General features: G+C 43.7%; 19 protein-coding genes and 1 pseudogene. 3 read left to right on the top strand and 17 right to left on the bottom strand.

The features are described 5' to 3' along the window. Nucleotides 1-82 precede the first annotated feature (82 nt). Nucleotides 83-481: a hypothetical protein gene (locus tag RUMTOR_RS00095; protein ID WP_242647665.1), complete on the top strand. Its 399-nt coding sequence runs from the start codon at nucleotides 83-85 to the stop codon at nucleotides 479-481. A gap of 516 nt (nucleotides 482-997) precedes the next feature. Here RUMTOR_RS00095 and rplA read toward each other — a convergent pair. The 10 genes from rplA to cobK form a co-directional block, all read right to left on the bottom strand. Next, nucleotides 998-1,690 (bottom strand): 50S ribosomal protein L1, encoded by a 693-nt coding sequence (rplA, locus tag RUMTOR_RS00090; RefSeq protein WP_004844919.1) that lies wholly within the window; start codon nucleotides 1,688-1,690, stop codon nucleotides 998-1,000. Nucleotides 1,691-1,848: 158 nt separating this feature from the next. Then, a complete protein-coding gene (rplK, locus tag RUMTOR_RS00085; RefSeq protein ID WP_004844918.1) occupies nucleotides 1,849-2,274 on the bottom strand; it encodes a 50S ribosomal protein L11 in 426 nt (141 codons plus the stop codon). A gap of 51 nt (nucleotides 2,275-2,325) precedes the next feature. After that, entirely contained in the window at nucleotides 2,326-2,844 is a 519-nt protein-coding gene (gene nusG, locus RUMTOR_RS00080) for a transcription termination/antitermination protein NusG (RefSeq protein ID WP_004844917.1), read from the bottom strand. Between the two features lie 25 nt (nucleotides 2,845-2,869). After that, nucleotides 2,870-3,067 (bottom strand): preprotein translocase subunit SecE, encoded by a 198-nt coding sequence (gene secE, locus RUMTOR_RS00075; protein ID WP_004844916.1) that lies wholly within the window; start codon nucleotides 3,065-3,067, stop codon nucleotides 2,870-2,872. A gap of 21 nt (nucleotides 3,068-3,088) precedes the next feature. Continuing rightward, nucleotides 3,089-3,238 (bottom strand): 50S ribosomal protein L33, encoded by a 150-nt coding sequence (gene rpmG / locus RUMTOR_RS12555; RefSeq protein ID WP_009321242.1) that lies wholly within the window; start codon nucleotides 3,236-3,238, stop codon nucleotides 3,089-3,091. 174 nt (nucleotides 3,239-3,412) lie between these two features. Continuing rightward, entirely contained in the window at nucleotides 3,413-4,555 is a 1,143-nt protein-coding gene (locus tag RUMTOR_RS00070) for an AI-2E family transporter (RefSeq protein ID WP_004844914.1), read from the bottom strand. 47 nt (nucleotides 4,556-4,602) lie between these two features. Continuing rightward, nucleotides 4,603-5,946: a phosphoglucosamine mutase gene (glmM, locus tag RUMTOR_RS00065; RefSeq protein WP_004844913.1), complete on the bottom strand. Its 1,344-nt coding sequence runs from the start codon at nucleotides 5,944-5,946 to the stop codon at nucleotides 4,603-4,605. A 335-nt stretch (nucleotides 5,947-6,281) separates the two neighbouring features. Continuing rightward, on the bottom strand, nucleotides 6,282-7,202 hold the full coding sequence (gene tsf, locus RUMTOR_RS00060) for a translation elongation factor Ts (RefSeq protein WP_009242396.1): 921 nt from the start codon (nucleotides 7,200-7,202) through the stop codon (nucleotides 6,282-6,284). A gap of 181 nt (nucleotides 7,203-7,383) precedes the next feature. After that, entirely contained in the window at nucleotides 7,384-8,130 is a 747-nt protein-coding gene (gene rpsB / locus RUMTOR_RS00055; RefSeq protein WP_004844911.1) for a 30S ribosomal protein S2, read from the bottom strand. 128 nt (nucleotides 8,131-8,258) lie between these two features. Continuing rightward, the gene (gene cobK, locus RUMTOR_RS00050; RefSeq protein WP_009242397.1) at nucleotides 8,259-9,062 is read right to left on the bottom strand and encodes a precorrin-6A reductase; all 804 of its coding nucleotides are present in this window, start codon (nucleotides 9,060-9,062) and stop codon (nucleotides 8,259-8,261) included. A 219-nt stretch (nucleotides 9,063-9,281) separates the two neighbouring features. Here cobK and RUMTOR_RS00045 point away from each other — a divergent pair, with 219 nt between their 5' ends. Then, nucleotides 9,282-10,073: an HAD family hydrolase gene (locus RUMTOR_RS00045; RefSeq protein WP_004844909.1), complete on the top strand. Its 792-nt coding sequence runs from the start codon at nucleotides 9,282-9,284 to the stop codon at nucleotides 10,071-10,073. Here the strand turns inward: RUMTOR_RS00045 and RUMTOR_RS00040 are convergent. The 7 genes and pseudogenes from RUMTOR_RS00040 to RUMTOR_RS00010 form a co-directional block, all read right to left on the bottom strand. After that, on the bottom strand, nucleotides 10,070-10,801 hold the full coding sequence (locus tag RUMTOR_RS00040) for an acyl-[acyl-carrier-protein] thioesterase (RefSeq protein ID WP_004844908.1): 732 nt from the start codon (nucleotides 10,799-10,801) through the stop codon (nucleotides 10,070-10,072). The genes RUMTOR_RS00045 and RUMTOR_RS00040 overlap by 4 nt on opposite strands. A 135-nt stretch (nucleotides 10,802-10,936) precedes the next feature. Then, nucleotides 10,937-12,127: a cation diffusion facilitator family transporter gene (locus RUMTOR_RS00035; RefSeq protein ID WP_004844907.1), complete on the bottom strand. Its 1,191-nt coding sequence runs from the start codon at nucleotides 12,125-12,127 to the stop codon at nucleotides 10,937-10,939. Between the two features lies 1 nt (nucleotide 12,128). Beyond that, entirely contained in the window at nucleotides 12,129-12,854 is a 726-nt protein-coding gene (spoIIR, locus tag RUMTOR_RS00030) for a stage II sporulation protein R (protein ID WP_004844906.1), read from the bottom strand. 72 nt (nucleotides 12,855-12,926) lie between these two features. Next, complete coding sequence (locus tag RUMTOR_RS00025) at nucleotides 12,927-13,610, bottom strand: GntR family transcriptional regulator (protein WP_004844904.1); 684 nt, start codon at nucleotides 13,608-13,610, stop codon at nucleotides 12,927-12,929. Between the two features lies 1 nt (nucleotide 13,611). Continuing rightward, entirely contained in the window at nucleotides 13,612-14,487 is an 876-nt protein-coding gene (ispE, locus tag RUMTOR_RS00020) for a 4-(cytidine 5'-diphospho)-2-C-methyl-D-erythritol kinase (RefSeq protein ID WP_004844903.1), read from the bottom strand. 69 nt (nucleotides 14,488-14,556) lie between these two features. Beyond that, a pseudogene (locus RUMTOR_RS00015) lies at nucleotides 14,557-16,112 on the bottom strand (DUF3794 and LysM peptidoglycan-binding domain-containing protein). An 11-nt stretch (nucleotides 16,113-16,123) separates the two neighbouring features. Next, the gene (locus RUMTOR_RS00010; protein WP_004844901.1) at nucleotides 16,124-16,612 is read right to left on the bottom strand and encodes a protease complex subunit PrcB family protein; all 489 of its coding nucleotides are present in this window, start codon (nucleotides 16,610-16,612) and stop codon (nucleotides 16,124-16,126) included. Nucleotides 16,613-16,742: 130 nt separating this feature from the next. On the opposite strand from RUMTOR_RS00010, the gene RUMTOR_RS00005 reads away from it, so the two are divergent. Next, nucleotides 16,743-17,059: lysophospholipid acyltransferase family protein (locus tag RUMTOR_RS00005; protein ID WP_004844900.1), on the top strand; the 317-nt coding region annotated here is incomplete at its 3' end.

The following is a 17,059-nucleotide window of genomic DNA, read 5'->3' as shown; positions in this document are numbered from 1 at the left end:
TCTTTTATGATGGACGTATCTCCTGACAAGCAAAGAATCCGATCCATATAATAAATGTATTGACTGCATTGAAGCATGCGATTTGATACGTTTCTTTGCCTCTGCTTTTTCGCTGATTTTAACGGACAGAGGCGGTGAATTTCAGATTCCGGATGCATTGGAATGTGGTGAAGACAACCTGATTCGGACAAGTATTTATTATTGTGATCCGATGTGTTCCTGGCAAAAGCCGCATTGTGAAAAGAACCATGAATATATCCGAAAAATATGCCCGAAAGGAACATCCTTTGACGATTACTCGCAAAAAGAGATCAATCTGATGATGAGCCATATCAACAGTACTCCAAGACAAAGCCTTGGTGGATTGTCGCCTATGGCTCTTGCAAAAATCATGCTCCCACATGAACTTTTAAATTTTTTTGCTCTCACTGAAATACCGGCAGATGAGATCGTATTAACGCCTGCATTATTGAAAAAATAAAACCAGATAATAAAACAAATCTGCGGATAAAGGCTCCATATCACACATACCAGACAAGTGGAATTTAGTCTTACAGAGCAGATTCCAGTTGTCTCATTAGCATACATTTTTATTGCAGAAAAGCATTTATTATCTGGTTAAATTCCACTTTAAAGGATTTGACACAATTCGTCAAACCCTAAAATATCGAATTTAGTCTTCTGTATGGAATTTACTTTTACATATGGAATTTACTTATTCACTCAACCTACATAATTTTTTTGTGATTTTTAACAATATTTCCTTTTTCATCCTATGAAAACAGCCTTTCCGGGCGCATCTTCTCTTCAAAAATTTGTCAATTTTACTATTTTTACTTTTTTACACATGTGTTTCATATTCACATACTTTAAAACAAATAAGCGATCGCCAAGTTTCTGGGCATATCCGGACTTTCATCCGGTTTCTATAAGCTTCCTATAAAACAAACGAGACAGCACATACTATGATATGCTGTCTCGCTGTATATTACTTTAATTATGCAAGTTTCATCGGATTAACCTTCACGCCAGGTCCCATTGTAGATGTAAGAGTAATGCTCTTCAAATACTGTCCTTTAACCGCTGACGGTCTTGCCTTATTGATTGCATCGATAAGCGTCTGGAAGTTGTCCGCTAACTGTTCCTCTGTAAAGGATGCTTTACCGATCGGAACATGGATAATGTTTGTTTTGTCAAGTCTGTACTCGATCTTACCGGCTTTGATGTCGTTGATCGCTTTTGTCACGTCCATCGTAACTGTTCCGGCTTTCGGGTTCGGCATAAGACCTTTCGGTCCAAGTACACGTCCGAGACGTCCTACAACACCCATCATATCCGGTGTAGCTACAACTACGTCAAAGTCAAGCCATCCTTCGTTCTGGATCTTCGGAATAAGCTCGTCTCCTCCTACAAAATCAGCTCCTGCTGCTTTTGCTTCTTCTGCCTTTGCGTCTTTTGCAAATACAAGAATGCGAACTTTTTTACCTGTTCCGTGCGGAAGAACAACCGCGCCGCGGATCTGCTGATCTGCATGACGTCCGTCACAACCTGTTCTGATGTGAGCCTCGATTGTCTCGTCAAACTTTGCTGTTGCTGCTTTTTTCACTAATGCTACCGCTTCTTCTTTTTCGTAGAGGTTTCCTCTCTCGATCAGTTTTGCAGCTTCGATATATTTCTTTCCTCGTTTCATTTTACAATAACCTCCTTGTGGTATTTGCGGGAACGTGCCCCTCCCACTTCTTTCAAATCACTTGATGTTTGTTTCAATGCATCACGGATGTTTACATTCTGCCCTTCAAAACCGATTCATCCTCACCGCGCTTTGAATATGCAGACGAAACTCTGTGCCTACTCTTCTACTACTACACCCATAGAACGGCATGTTCCTGCTACCATACTCATAGCAGACTCAACTGTTGCCGCATTAAGATCCGGCATTTTCAGTTCCGCGATCTCCTGAAGCTGAGCTTTTGTGATCGTCGCAACTTTATTTTTGTTCGGTACGCCTGATCCGGACTGGATCTTGCAAGCTTTTTTAATCAAAACTGCTGCCGGCGGTGTCTTTGTAACGAAGCTGAAACTTCTGTCATTGTATACTGTGATGACAACCGGAATGATCAGATCGCCCTGATCTGCTGTTCTTGCGTTGAACTGTTTTGTAAATTCAACGATATTAACGCCGTGCTGTCCAAGAGCCGGACCAACCGGCGGTGCCGGAGTTGCCTTGCCGGCAGGAATCTGCAATTTGATATAACCTTCTACTTTTTTTGCCATTTCAATTACCTCCTTGTGGTATTGTCGGGGACAAGCCCCTCCCACTTACTTTTAATCCATTTTTTTCACTTCTGAAAAACTAAGTTCAACCGGTGTGTCACGGCCGAACAGCTCAACATTGATCGACAGACTCTTCTTCTGTTCGTTCATGCTCTGCACAGTTCCCACTGTGCCTTCCCATGCTCCGCTAAGTACGACAACCATGTCGCCGACTCCGAAATTCACGATAACATTATCTCTCTGGATGCCGAGATTTTCCATCTCATGCTCCTCGAGCGGAACCGGTTTTGATCCCGGTCCGACAAAGCCTGTCACTCCGCGAGTATTTCTGACTACATACCATGTATCGTCATTCATGACCATATGGATCATCACATACCCCGGAAACATCTTGCGCTGAACCGCTTTTTGAACACCGTTTCTCAACTCTGTCGCTTCTTCCATAGGAACGCGTACTTCAAGAATCTGATCTTCAAGATGACGGTTCTCGATCGCCTTATCAATATTCGCTTTCACTTTGTTTTCATACCCTGAATAAGTATGAACTACATACCATTTTGCTTCTGACATAAAATCACCTTTCCGCTGCGGTCAACTATTTTATCAATAAGTCAATACCGTATCTTAGGATTACGTCGATCACCGCGATCAACGCTCCGAGGATTACGGAAACAGCAACAACTGCCGTGGTCTGTCTTGCAAGTGTTTTCTTATCCGGCCAAATAACCTTTTTGAATTCCGCTTGAAGTCCTTTGAACCAGCTCTTTTTCTGAGTCTTTTCTGTTTCACTCATAATTCCACTTCCCCCTGACGACTACTTCGTTTCTTTGTGCAGTGTGTGTGATTTGCAGAATCTGCAGTATTTTTTAGTTTCCATGCGATCCGGATGAGCTTTCTTATCCTTCGTCATGTTGTAGTTACGGTTTTTACATTCCGTACACTCCAATGTAATTCTTGTGCGCACAACTTCCACCTCCGCTTTAATTATTCACTACTTGTTGCTGACGGCTGCGACCCCGTCAAAATTTAGGCATAAAAAAAAGACCTACTTCCATTCGCCGTAGTATTGTACCACGAAAAACGGAAGTAAGTCAAGATGTTTATTAAATTCCATTCATTTCTACATGAAATATATGAATTATCTCTGTTTTTGTTCCAGTCTTTTATATACACTCTCTCTAAACAGCGTATATACAACCGACACTAACGGAATAAAGATCAGCATCCCCACAACACCCATCAAACTGCCGCCGATCGTTACTGCCGCAAGCACCCATATGGAAGGCAGACCGACCGAATTTCCCACAACTTTCGGATAAATGAGATTTCCCTCAATCTGTTGAAGCACGAGAAACATAATGACAAAAAACAATGCCTGCAGCGGATCGACCATCAAAATGAGGAACGCTCCTACAACACAGCCGATAAAAGCCCCAAATATCGGAATAAGCGCTGTAAATGCCACGAGCACACCGACCAGAAGCGCATACGGCATCTTGAAAAGGCTCATCGCCACAAAAAACATCGACCCGAGAATAAGCGCCTCAAGACATTGTCCCGTCAAAAAATTAGAAAATGTTTTGGAAGTCAGTGTACACACTTTCAGACATCTTTTTTCCCATTTTTCTTTCAAAAACGCATGCATCACTTTTTTTACCTGCACGCCGAGTTTCTCTTTTTGAAGCAAAATATAACATGCAAATACAAACGCGATTACAAATGTTGTCACACCGTTTACGATAGAACCGATCGCATATACCGTAGAATTCAGCACGTTTCCGGCGCCGTTTCTAAAGAAAGCGATCACGCTGTCCAAAAGCTTATCCAAATCTACGTCCAGATTATTCAGCCACGCGCGTATTTCACTGTTGTCTGTAAATAACTCTTCCAGAAAATGCTGTGCCTCCGGTACAAATGCCTGTATTGTCTTTCCAAGCGAAAGCACTGTCTGCGCCAGCTCCGGAATAACGACGAACATCACCAGAACGACAACTCCGATCACTGCCACGATCGTAAGCACAAGACTCAACGGCCGAGCCAGCCTTTTCGCCAGTTTCTTTTCTTTTACCCGCTTATTTCCAAACAAAGTTTCTTCAAAAAAACTCATTGGCACGTTCAGCACAAAAGCGATTCCTCCGCCTATAAGAAATGGAGTAACAATGCCGAACGCAAAGCCGATCCACTCAAACAGCAGTTTATAGTTCCAAAGTGCAATGAGAAGAATGATCGTAAAAACGATCAATTCTCTCATCTTTTTCATATTTTCTTTATTCAAATCCATATATTTTTAATTCCCGATCTCTATTTTTACCCGCGAAATCGTAATGCTTATTCTGTCAGCCCCTGATCTTCGATCACCTTCACAACGCTGTTTACATACTTTTCGCATATTTCATCAGTTGCCGCTTCGACCATTACACGGATCACAGGCTCTGTACCGCTTTCGCGAACAAGGATACGTCCGTCGCTTCCAAGCTCGTCAGCCGCTTTTTGAACTGCTTCCTGAACTGCCGGATTTTCTCTCGCCGTCTTTTTATCTGTGACACGGACATTTTTCAAAAGCTGAGGATAGATCTTCACCTCTCCCGCAAGTGTGCCGAGAGACTGTTTTTTCTCAAGGATTACTTCCATAATCAAAAGTGAGGTAAGGATGCCGTCGCCTGTTCTTGCATGTTTACTGAAAATGATATGGCCTGACTGCTCACCGCCGAGAATATAACCGTTTTTCAGCATATTCTCATAGACGTACTTATCGCCGACCGCCGTCTGCTCATATTTCATACCGATCTTATCACACGCTTTGTACAGTCCCAAGTTAGACATTACCGTTGTTACGATCGTGTTCCCCTCAAGACGGCCCTGTTCCATAAGATATTTTCCGCATATATAGAGAATCAAGTCTCCGTCTATCACTTTTCCGTTTTCATCTACAGCAATACATCTGTCTGCATCTCCGTCATAAGCGAATCCGACGTCAAGCTTTTTCTCTTTCACAAATTCCTGAAGAACGTGAATATGTGTAGATCCGCAGTCTGTATTGATGTTCGTACCATCCGGTTCATTATTGATAACATATGTTTTAGCTCCGAGCGCGTCAAATACGCTTTTCGCGATTGCAGATGAACTTCCGTTAGAACAATCCAATCCGACTCTCATATCTTTGAAAGAACGTGTTGCTACTGAGATAAGATGGCCGATATAACGGTTTCTTCCCGCTGCATAATCGACAGTACGTCCGATCTTTTCTTTTGTCGCCAGCGGAAGCTCTCCGATCTCACCGTCTATATACGCCTCAATCTTTTCTTCTACTTCTGCCTCTAATTTATGTCCTGCGCTGTTGATCACTTTGATCCCGTTATCATAAAACGGATTATGACTTGCAGAAATCATAATACCGCAGTCGAAATCTTCCGTTCTCACCACATATGAAACACTGGGGGTTGTCGTAACATGAAGAAGGTACGCATCCGCGCCTGACGCTGTCAATCCCGCCGCAAGAGCATACTCAAACATATAGCTGCTTCTTCTCGTATCTTTTCCGATCACGATCCTTGCCTTATGATCCTGTCCGAAATACCAGCCGAGATAACGTCCTACCTTAAATGCATGCTCTACTGTCAGCACAACATTCGCCTCACCACGAAAGCCGTCCGTTCCAAAATATTTTCCCATAATGATTATCCTCTTTGTTCTTTTATAATATTTATGCTGCAAAAGAATCTTCTACTCTCTTTTGTGACATAAACACATTATATTACCATTACGAAAAAGTTACAAGTATTTCTTATATGTTACATTTTTCTTTTTCCGCACAAGCGCTTAGTTCGATTCCGCTTCGCTACATCTCACTACCGTGCATCTCGCTTCGTCCGCACAAGCGCTTAGTTCGATTCTGCTTCGCTACATCTCACTACCGTGCGTCGCACGGTATATACAAAAAGAGAATTCGATATGAGTAAACTCATATCGAATCCTCTTTTTGTATATGTCGCGCTTGTGCTAAACGCTTACATTCCAGCCTGTGCTGCTACTTCTGCTGCGAAATCGTCAACTTTTTTCTCAAGTCCTTCGCCTGTCTCGAAACGAACGAACTTCTTAACTGTTACGTTAGCATTGTTTTCTTTTGCTACTTTGTCAACGTATTTTGCAACTGTAAGGTCGCTGTCCTGAACGTATACCTGATCAAGAAGGCAGATTTCTTTCATCTCTTTGTTGAGACGTCCGATGATCATCTTCTCAATGATATTTTCCGGTTTCTCCGGGTTCTCTTTCTTAGCCTGAGCAAGAAGGATCTCTTTTTCATGCTCCATGTATTCCTGAGAAACTTCATCACGGGATACATATTTCGGAGACATAGCAGCAACCTGCATAGCTACATTCTTAAGGCATGCTTTGATGTCGTCATTCACAACGTCTGTATCAGCCACTACGAGAACTCCGATACGTCCGCCGCCGTGGATGTAAGATACAACGCATCCGTTGTCAGCAGCAACTTTCTCAAATCTTCTGATGTTAAGGTTTTCTCCGATCACTGCGATTTTCTCTACGAGAGCGTCTTTTACAGTTTTTGTTGTATCTGCTGCCCAAGCTTCTGCCATGAACGCATCCATATCTGCCGCTTCGGAATCAACGATCTGATTTACAACTGTCTCTACAAATCCCTGAAATTCATCGTTCTTTGCAACGAAGTCTGTCTCAGAGTTTACTTCTACGATTGCAGCTTTGTTGTCTTTTACAACTGTTTTTACAATACCTTCCGCTGCGATTCTTCCAGCTTTTTTCTCAGCTTTTGCCTGTCCGTTCTTTCTGAGGAATTCTACTGCCGCATCCATATCTCCGTTTGTTTCAGAGAGAGCTTTTTTACAGTCCATCATTCCCGCTCCGGTCATTTCTCTTAATTCTTTTACCATTCCTGCTGTGATTGCCATGATAATTTCCTCCATTATCTTCTCAATATTCTTTTTCACCTAAACAAATCACCGTAAGTGCCAAACGGCGTCTTCCGGGATTGTAAGCGGTCGCCAAGGTCTCGGGCAGGCCCGGACTTTTGCTCGTCGCCTATACAAGCAAAAAGCTTCAACCTATTTTTAGGCTGAAGCTCTCGTTTTCTTACTCTTCAACAGCCTCTTCAGCTTCTACTGCTGTTTCTGCTTCGTAGTATTCTTCGTCTGTTGCTCCCTGATTTGCTTCAATCACAGCGTCAGCCATCTTAGAAACGATCAGCTTAACAGCTCTGATAGCATCATCGTTACCCGGGATCACATAATCCAGTTCTTCCGGATCGCAGTTTGTATCACAGATACCGATCAACGGAATTCCAAGTGTGTGTGCTTCCTGTACGCAGATTCTTTCTTTTTTCGGATCTACGATGAAGATTGCGTCCGGCAGTCTCTTCATATCTTTGATTCCGCCAAGGTTCTTCTCAAGTTTTGCCCACTCTTTTTTCAGCTCGATAACTTCTTTTTTCGGAAGTACATCGAATGTTCCGTCTTCTGACATTGTCTCGATCTCTTTGAGACGTTTGATACGGCTCTGGATCGTCTTAAAGTTTGTGAGCATACCGCCTAGCCATCTCTCGTTTACATAATACATTCCACAGCGCTCTGCTTCTGTTTTGATCGCATCCTGAGCCTGTTTCTTTGTTCCTACGAAAAGGATCGTGCCGCCTTCTGCCGCGATGTCAGAAACGGCTTTGTATGCATCGTCAACCATTCCTACTGATTTCTGAAGGTCGATGATATAAATACCATTTCTCTCTGTGTAGATGTACGGAGCCATTTTCGGATTCCATCTTCTTGTCTGATGTCCGAAATGAACACCTGCTTCTAAAAGCTGTTTCATTGAAATAACGCCCATGTTTCTTTCCTCCAAATTGGTTTTTTACTTCCGCATGTTTTGTTTTCCTCCGAAACCGTCCGGATTCTCCGGCTTAGGCACCGACGGAGATAACCGCATGCGTGTTTTTTTGCAACATTCGTAGTATATCATAGAAGATTTTCCTTTGCAAGGAATTCTTCCATAAGTTTTTTCACCTCTTGAAGGCTTTTTCCTTCTTCTTTCGGGCGCGCGATCACGATAAGTTCCGCCCCGGCTTTCTGCGCCGCCTTTTTCTTTTCCTCGAACCCGCCTGCGCCGCCTGATTCTTTCGTCACAAAATAAGCTGCATTTATATGTTTGAGCATTGCCAGATTCAGTTCTTCCGAATAGGGACCCTGCATTGCGATCAGATGTTTCCCCTCAAAACCAAGACGGACTGCCTCTGCGACTGCCTCCTGCGTCGAAAGGACTCTTGCAAAACATCTTTCTTTATAATCTTTTATCCGGGTATACAAATGCAGTTCTTTGCTCCCTGTAGATATCAGCACATTCCCGCCTGTCTTTTTTAAATATTCCACCGCTTCTTCTACCGAAGCCGCAGATATGGGTCTTCCGTCACTCGTTTCTCCCGCATGATCAGCCGGATCGTTCGTTTCTCTTTCCCGAAGACAGCGAACATATTTGATCTTTTCTTCTTCGCATGCGGCGCAAATATTTTCTGTAACTTGTCTTGCAAACGGATGGGTTGCATCCACCGCAAGTCCGATATTATTTTCCCTTATAAACGCTCTCATCTTTGACTGATCCATCCGCCCGGGTATGACCCGGATTCCCTCATTCTCTCCCAGAACGCTTTTTCCATATTCGGTTGCGGTGCTGACACAACACTTCATTTTCATTTGTGATGCATACCGGGTGAGCAGTCTGCCTTCTGTTGTTCCCGCGAAAATCCATATCTTGTCTTTTTTCATCTGACTTTCACTCTTTCTACTCATTTTTTAACTTCGGATTTTTCTTGCCTCTATCAAAAAGTTCTCTTATCAAGCGCTTTTTCATGCGCTTTTTAAGTCTTATTTTTTATTTACTGCCGATATTTTTTACGTTATAATCTAATACGCGGACACGCAGAAGAAACACTTATCCTTATATTTATCTATAACTTTTCTATAACTTTATGGAGGGATTGACCTATGATCAAATTAATTGCAAGCGACTTAGACGGCACTCTGCTTCAAAACGAAGCGCAGGAGCTGACGCCCCGGGCAATCGAACTTATCCGGGCGCTGACCCAAAAAGGAGTTCATTTTGTTGCCGCAAGCGGACGCCAGTATGCAAACGAACGACTTCTCTTTCACGAGATCAAAGACGATATCTCCTACATCGCCGAAAACGGTTCTCTGTGCATTCATCAGGGGAAAGTTATCTCCCGGGGACTGATTGAGGACGATCTCGCTTACCGCATTCTGCGCGAATTAAAAAAAGAACCCGGATTTGAGATTGTAGTATCACGAGAAGATACTTGCCTGATCGAAAACAATAACTCCCAATTCGCAAACCACATTGTAAATGTGATGCACAACACAACCGAGATCGTGGACGACCTCTTAACTGTCAAAGGTCCTTTTTTAAAGATTGCGTTCGCGAACATGACTTCCCGCAGAACAACGGACTGTCTGAAAGAACTTCAGGAGAAATTTTCATCCGAAATCAAAGTTGTCACTTCCGGAAACATTTGGATCGACTTCATCGTTCCCGGGTGCAACAAAGGAAGCGCGCTCCGAAATCTGATGGATCTTTTCGGCATAACCCCCGAAGAATGTGTCGCCTTCGGCGATCAATATAATGATGTGGAAATGCTTGAAACAGTCGGCATGGGATACGCCATGTCAAACGCCGCCCCCGGCATCGCCGGACATGCAAAGTATATTACCGACTCTGTAGAAGAAGTTCTTGAAGATATTCTTGCCGGACTCGATCTTTAAGACCGACATCCGGTTTTAAATTCTATGACCGCATATGGTTTTCTGTCTTCATCGCAAAGACGGACGATCACGCGGTCTTTTTTCTGTGCTGTTTCCGGAAATATCTTATCTCCAAGCACTGCGGACTTCTTATAATCAACCCGGACCTGACTGACTAAGATATCCCTCGGAAGCACTTCCAGCGCCATCTGAACATACTGACAGTTATTTACATGCTCATTTGTATCTATATGGTATTTTCGCACCGGAAACGGCGCTTTTTCCTCATAAGACTCCGCTTCTTCGATTTTGCGGTCCTCATACGGCATTTCCAGCGGTTCGTCAATCCCATAGGCTTCCGCCTGTTCTTTGTCAACACGAACCGGTTTTCCTTTTTCTACGTCCATATACACCCATATCGAGTTCGCACAGGCAATCTGCTCTCCGCTTTCGTCTTTCATATAAAAATTACGGTTTCCGAACATCCCTTTAAAACCTGAAGCAAATGTTCCGACTGTGATCCTTTCGCATAGCTTCGGATACCTTTTCACAATCACCTGCCAGTATGCCAAAACCCACGCTTTTTTCTCTTTTTTCAACACATCCATTCCATATCCGAGTTGCTCGGACTGAAAGGTACTGCAGTCCTGAAAATAATTGATCAACGCCGGAAGAGTCATTGTCGCCCTGTGATCGATCTCACTGTATCTTACCTTGCCTTCAAATTCGTATTTATGTGCTCTCTCCATTTTTATTCCTTCTTCCTGCCATTCTTCTTGTTGTTTTTCACGCTCTTCTTGCAGCTGTTTTTCGCTTTTCCGCCTCTTTTAAAGCATTTTCCGATCGTCCTTTATTCTTCTTTCATCCGTCTTTTATCCTTCGCTCTACTCTTCTGCTTCCGCTTTCGCCACAAATTCATAATCGACTGTTATCACGCACTCATATCTGTTGTCGATCTGTTTCAGCCTCTCCATCATCAGCAGCGGAAGCTCGTTTCTTCTCTCCTCATCATAATTGATGGGAATGACCATATCGAATACAAGATTGATCTGTCTTGTTCCGTGAACGATACGAAAATCATGCAGACTGCACGAAGGATCGAGTTCTCTTAAGATCTTTTCCGCCACTTTCCGTATCTTGAGCACATTTTCATCTTTCATCTCCACCGGATCCATATGAATGACAAGAAACAGACCTAACGTCTGCTTGGCATCTCTCTCGATCCGGTCGATGATCTCATGGGATTTTTCGATATCTACGTCATTCGGTACTTCCGCATGGATCGAAGCCATGCTCCTTCCCGGTCCGTAATTATGAACGATCAGATCATGCGTTCCTACAATGCCGTCGTATTTTTCTACAAAAGCTTTAATCTGATCATATACCTGAGGATCGATTGCTTCACCGATCAGCGGTTCCAACGTATCTTTTGCAATGCCGACCCCTGCCCACATTACAACAAGGGCAACTCCGATTCCGACCACTCCGTCAATGTTCCAGCCCGTAATTCGAAAAACGATAAGCGAAAGGATCGTCGCGCCTGTTGTGATCACATCTCCCATAGAATCCGCAAACACTGCCATCATCACTTTAGAATTTATCTTCTCGCCAAGCCGCTTGTTGAACAGACCAAGCCACAGTTTCACTCCGATCGATAAGATCAGTATAATGACCGAAGCTATCTGAAAATTCAGCATTTCCGGCGTTCGTATTTTCCCGATCGAATCTTTCAGAAAAGTAAACCCTACTTCCAAAATAAGAAAAGAAACTACTAGCGCCGCTATGTATTCAATCCTTCCATGTCCGAACGGATGATCTCTGTCCGCAGGTTTCTCCGCCATTTTCACTCCGATAAAACTAATGATCGACGAACCTGCGTCCGACAGATTGTTGAAAGCGTCCGCCATAACCGACACGCTGTGCGCGATCACTCCGATAGTAAATTTTACTGCAAACAAAAAGACATTACAGAAGATACCTACAATACTTGCCAGAACTCCATACGCCGTTCTTACAGATATCTTCTCTACGTCCTCATAATCTTTTACGAAATGTTCTATTAAAAATTGTGTCATTTTATTTCTTCTTCCAAAAATACCAGCTTATTTTAAACTCTGTTCCTGCCGTGATTTCTGAATACTCCTCTTCTGTCAAAACATGTTTCAATTTTTCTTTTCCTTCATTCGGAACGACTGCATTTGCCGCATCGCGAAAACAGAGACTCGGATAGAGAACGCACCACCAGTTATGTCCTTTTGCCGAACCGATCTCAATACGCAGCGCCTCATAATTTCCTGCCGGAAACGTTACATCGCCATATGTTTTATCGGGAAACCAGCAAGTTGTCACCGCCGCCGTTACAGGATAATCATAGTTTTCTTCGGCAACACACCGGCGGCTCACATCCTCGATCTCATCGATATGCTCCCGTATCCACATCACGGTTTCATCCTCTGTCATATGCTGTTCATCCGCCATGTTTGCCTCCAGAAACTCCAGCACTTTATCACGCACTTTTAATTTCAGCGCCTGATCTTCCCTGCTGTCGCTGTTTGCCAGAACATGAAAGCGAAGCACTTCTTCTGATAATCGTCGCTGAAGATCACTCTGCGCTTTCGCATCCATCCTGTAAACCGCCGTTGTCAGAGCAAACGCCGCAGCGAATGCAAATAGTACCGCAGCTGCGGCGCACATCCGCCTTGATTTTTTCATCTGCCGGCTAGTCGTTCTGTCATCATCCGCCCCGTATTCCCGCCTCCTGCCGAACTGTCCGAATTGATCTTTGATCTTTGTTCTGTCCATATGTATTCCCTCCGTCTGCTGTTTTTATAACTATGCTACAGAGAGTATGGACATTTCTTTTTCTTTTATACATCAAAAATCCGGCATTTTACTGCGCAGCGTTCCGACTACGGTATCTACCTGATTATTGATATGCTGCCCGGTAATCTGAGTCGCCATTGCTTTGTCGTGTCCTTCGATTGCCTGCATGATCGCTTCGTGTTCTGCGATAAGCTGCGGATAGCATTCCTTTTTCTTCAAATATTCAATCCGGTAGCGGTACATCTGTTCGCGTAGATTGTTCAAAAGCTGAATCAGTCTTTCATTATCCGTCGCCTGAAAGATCACATCATGAAACGCCTCGTCTGCCTGTGCGATACTTGTTATATCGTCACTGTCAAACATTTGTTCAAATCTGGCAGCAGCGGCATGAAGTTCGTGTATTTCCTCCTGATTAATGCGGTCACACGCAAGCTGTACGGCAAGTTCTTCAAGCGCACACCGAACTTCCAGTACGTCGCGCAGATTTTTTTCTGTAATCTCCGCTACCTCCGCGCCTTTTCTCGGTATCATGAGCACAAGTCCTTCCAATTCCAGCTTTCGGATCGCTTCCCGGATCGGCGTTCTGCTCACTCCCAGTTTGTTTGCAAGCTGTATCTCCATCAGCCGCTCTCCGGGCTTTAGTTCTCCTCTTAAGATTGCCCGCCTGAGCGTATTGAATACGACATCTCTCAAGGGAAGGTATTCATTCATCGTCACTTCAAAATCAATCGGCATCTTAATTCCTCCTCACTCCATGGATACTGGTCACATACACTTGTCCTGCCAGTGACTTCTCCCTGATACGTCTCTGTGCTTCACGCGCCGCAGTCCTGTTCTCAAACAAACCGAACACAGTCGGACCGCTTCCGCTCATCATTGCGTTTAAAGCTCCGCACTCTTTCATTTCCTGCTTGATCTCTTCAATAACCGGATGCATAGGAATCGTCACATCTTCCAAAACATTTCCCATAGCAGAGGCAACCTTTTTCAGACTGCCTTCTTCCAATCCTTCGATCACCCCGTCGATATCAGGATGTTCTGAGATTTCTTTCGCATCCAGAGCCTCATATACAACCTTTGTAGAAACACTGATCGGCGGTTTTGCTATAAGAACCGTACACTTCGGCATCGGAGGAAGTTCTTTTAGTTCTTCTCCGATCCCTTCTGCCAGAACCGTTCCTCTCATAATGCAGTATGGTACGTCTGCGCCGAGCTTCACTCCTCTTTCCATCAGTTCTTCTTTAGATAAACCGAGCCGGAACAACCGGTTCATACCGAACAAAACCGCCGCCGCATTCGAGCTTCCTCCCGCAAGTCCTGCCGCAACCGGGATATGCTTGTTCAAAGTGATCCTGACTCCGCCTTCCAATGAAAATTCTTCTATCAGCATGTGCGCCGCTTTGTATGCTATATTTCCTTCACCTATAGGAAGGAATCTTAAATTCGATACAATCTCGATTCCTTCCCTTCTCTTCTTCTCGATCTTCACTTCATCATGGAGATAAATCGACTGCATTACCATCCTTACATCATGATAACCGTTTTCTCTCCTCCCCAGCACATCCAGGCCAAGATTGATCTTTGCCAGTGATTTCAATTCAATCTCATTCATCTTCCGTCCTCCGCCCGTTTTCCGCCTCTGTGTATCTGTACATTTACTTGTATCTTGTATACATTATGCTTACAGTATACTCATATTTTCTTTAAAAATCAATAATTTATCCCCCGTTTTCACATTTTCATTGTCCATAGAATTAACTTCCATAATACCGGATACCGTCGTCATATATTTTTTTGCCAGACTCCACAAATCTTCCCCATCCTGCACAATATGACCGACGATCCCCGGGCGTTTTACAGAAGCGTCCGTATCGAACTGCCGTTCGGAAACATTCGTGATCATACTTGCCGATATCAGCTTTTTCAAAAAGATATCAAAGGTCAGCACCGCCTTCACTTCGACCGCCTCGCTTCCCGCAAGAGTCACGGCAAGCTGCTCGACATGATACGCCGGACTTGCGCTGACATTTTTCGGAAGATTCGGATATTCCACAAGATACGAAAACGGGATCATCCCTGTCCAACTTCCATATGGCTGTTCGTCATCCGCTCTCAGATAGAGAAAAGAAATATGGAGTATTCCTTCAATCTCCACTCCTTCCTCAGTGTACCGCTCGCTTTCTGCCTGGATACTGCCTTCACTGTGAATAATCTGCAAAACGTCCTCTTTCAGCTCAGGAAGCGTCAGACGCTCCGCAATCTTACATTTTGCCTGATTGTACATAAGCATTTCCTCATAAATGCCTTCTTTTTTCTCAAGTACGCACTCTCTGTCAAGAGAATACATATCTTTTAATATCTCTGTTTCCACTTCAGAATAAACATTCATTTTCATAGAAAGAGTCGCTTCGATACCAAGAGCTCTCATTTCTCCGTCTCCATCCTGACGGATATCGACGATAGGATCTTCCAGACTTTGCCGGATCTGACAGATCATATCTTCCTCTGCGCCTTCGCATGGAATCCTTCCCTCATACGGCACGCTCTGTTCAATCCATTCCACTTTTTCTTCCGGTGACAGATACATGCAGAATACTTCCGCCTCGCCCCGTATAAGCAGTTCATCCTGTCCGGGGCGGATTTCCGCTTTTCTTCCGCTTATGTCAAAAAATAAAATCTGTCCGATACTTTCTTTCGTTCCCGGCAGTACTATTTCTTCTTTGATACGGTACGTATCTTTTTTTGAAATCTTTAATTCCGACACATTCATCTTCTGTCGTTTTTTGTATACCGGAAAATCACTTTCTGCATCTGTCGTCAATTCTTCATCTCTCATCCGTTCCCTTCCCAGTTCCATTTCCGCAGCTACCCGAAGAGTCAGTTTTCTTGAATGAACGACCGATACAGTAAATTCCGTCCTTTCATTTCGGATAAAAAACGTCTCTTCGCCGTCATTTTCCGCATAGATCATCTCTTCAAACGGAATCTTTCCTTCCAACACCGAAAGCGTTGTCTCCCCCTGCGTCATATAAAGGATTTTGTAATACGCTTTTCCTGTTACTTTCACATAGTTTTCCACAGGACGAACATCCTCTGTCTTAAGCTTGGCACTGCTGTACACGATTCTTTGAACAGCTTCTTTCTGCTCGGGCACATTGTAATCTTCATCCAGATAAAACCGGTCAAAAACGGTTTTCCCTCCTGTGTATAATGAACTGTTTTTTTCGTCAGATCCATCTTTCTCCTCCTCACTTAAACAAAACATCTTTTTTTACATCTTCCGTCTGCACGACTATATAGGGGTATGTTTCTGCTTTTTCTTTTTCCTCCCCTTTTTTCGGACCGATCAGAGTCGTTTTTATACAGACGGCCGTTTCCGTCTCATAAAGTTCCTTCACTTCCACACTATAACCGGTTGTCGGCTGAACCTCGTATCCCTGTGCGATATAGAGGAATCCCTGATCCGAATATGTAATCCGAAACGGTTTCTTCTCTCCTCCTTTGATCATCTCCCGAAGACTTTGGGGAATATCTTCTTCCTCAATCACCTCGTACTTCATATCTCGTATCTTTTCCGTCTCTGCCTGTGTTGAAACACATCCTGTCAGCGCTGCCGTAAACGCTGCGGCACAGATCAGAACCGCTCCGAACACTGCCGCCTTTTGCGTATCTTTTTTTAACAGCTTTCTTTTTGCATATCCTCGGTCCATTCCGATCGAACCTCTGCATTTTTCCATACAAACATATGCGCTGTACACCTTCCTTATGCCTATATCATTCTATCCTTTTATAAGTCTTGTGTTTTCCTATCCTCCGCTGTATAATTACCGTTGTATTGCAAATTTAAGAAGAAAATGAGGTTTATTTATGTTTCGTTTTATTTGTATTGTAATTTTTCTTATATTATTTCTCATCCTTACAATTCCGATCCTCATCGTTGAATGGATCATCGGAAAATTTGCCCCGAACGCCCGCGACATAAGTTCTTTGCGCATCGTACAATGGGGATTCAAAGTGATTTTAAAAATAACCGGAGTAAAAACGACGGTCATCGGAGAGGAAAACATTCCCGACGAAGCGGTTCTCTTTGTAGGAAATCATCGAAGCTACTTCGACATTCTCCTGACATACAGCCGATGCAAACGTCTCACCGGATATGTCGCAAAAAAAGAAATGGAGAAATA

The organism is [Ruminococcus] torques ATCC 27756 (assembly GCF_000153925.1).
In the GTDB taxonomy this organism is placed as follows: domain Bacteria; phylum Bacillota; class Clostridia; order Lachnospirales; family Lachnospiraceae; genus Mediterraneibacter; species Mediterraneibacter torques.
This window is presented reverse-complemented; position numbering and strand designations above follow the sequence as displayed.

Bases quoted from the DNA above. Each gene is read 5' to 3' on its own strand.
- rplA (WP_004844919.1), bottom strand. From the start codon at position 1,690: ATGAAACGAGGAAAGAAATATATCGAAGCTGCAAAACTGATCGAGAGA.
- rplK (WP_004844918.1), bottom strand. From the start codon at position 2,274: ATGGCAAAAAAAGTAGAAGGTTATATCAAATTGCAGATTCCTGCCGGC.
- nusG (WP_004844917.1), bottom strand. From the start codon at position 2,844: ATGTCAGAAGCAAAATGGTATGTAGTTCATACTTATTCAGGGTATGAA.
- secE (WP_004844916.1), bottom strand. From the start codon at position 3,067: ATGAGTGAAACAGAAAAGACTCAGAAAAAGAGCTGGTTCAAAGGACTT.
- RUMTOR_RS00070 (WP_004844914.1), bottom strand. From the start codon at position 4,555: ATGGATTTGAATAAAGAAAATATGAAAAAGATGAGAGAATTGATCGTT.
- glmM (WP_004844913.1), bottom strand. From the start codon at position 5,946: ATGGGAAAATATTTTGGAACGGACGGCTTTCGTGGTGAGGCGAATGTT.
- tsf (WP_009242396.1), bottom strand. From the start codon at position 7,202: ATGGCAATCACAGCAGGAATGGTAAAAGAATTAAGAGAAATGACCGGA.
- rpsB (WP_004844911.1), bottom strand. From the start codon at position 8,130: ATGGGCGTTATTTCAATGAAACAGCTTTTAGAAGCAGGTGTTCATTTC.
- cobK (WP_009242397.1), bottom strand. From the start codon at position 9,062: ATGAAAAAAGACAAGATATGGATTTTCGCGGGAACAACAGAAGGCAGA.
- RUMTOR_RS00045 (WP_004844909.1), top strand. From the start codon at position 9,282: ATGATCAAATTAATTGCAAGCGACTTAGACGGCACTCTGCTTCAAAAC.
- RUMTOR_RS00040 (WP_004844908.1), bottom strand. From the start codon at position 10,801: ATGGAGAGAGCACATAAATACGAATTTGAAGGCAAGGTAAGATACAGT.
- RUMTOR_RS00035 (WP_004844907.1), bottom strand. From the start codon at position 12,127: ATGACACAATTTTTAATAGAACATTTCGTAAAAGATTATGAGGACGTA.
- spoIIR (WP_004844906.1), bottom strand. From the start codon at position 12,854: ATGGACAGAACAAAGATCAAAGATCAATTCGGACAGTTCGGCAGGAGG.
- RUMTOR_RS00025 (WP_004844904.1), bottom strand. From the start codon at position 13,610: ATGCCGATTGATTTTGAAGTGACGATGAATGAATACCTTCCCTTGAGA.
- ispE (WP_004844903.1), bottom strand. From the start codon at position 14,487: ATGAATGAGATTGAATTGAAATCACTGGCAAAGATCAATCTTGGCCTG.
- RUMTOR_RS00010 (WP_004844901.1), bottom strand. From the start codon at position 16,612: ATGGAAAAATGCAGAGGTTCGATCGGAATGGACCGAGGATATGCAAAA.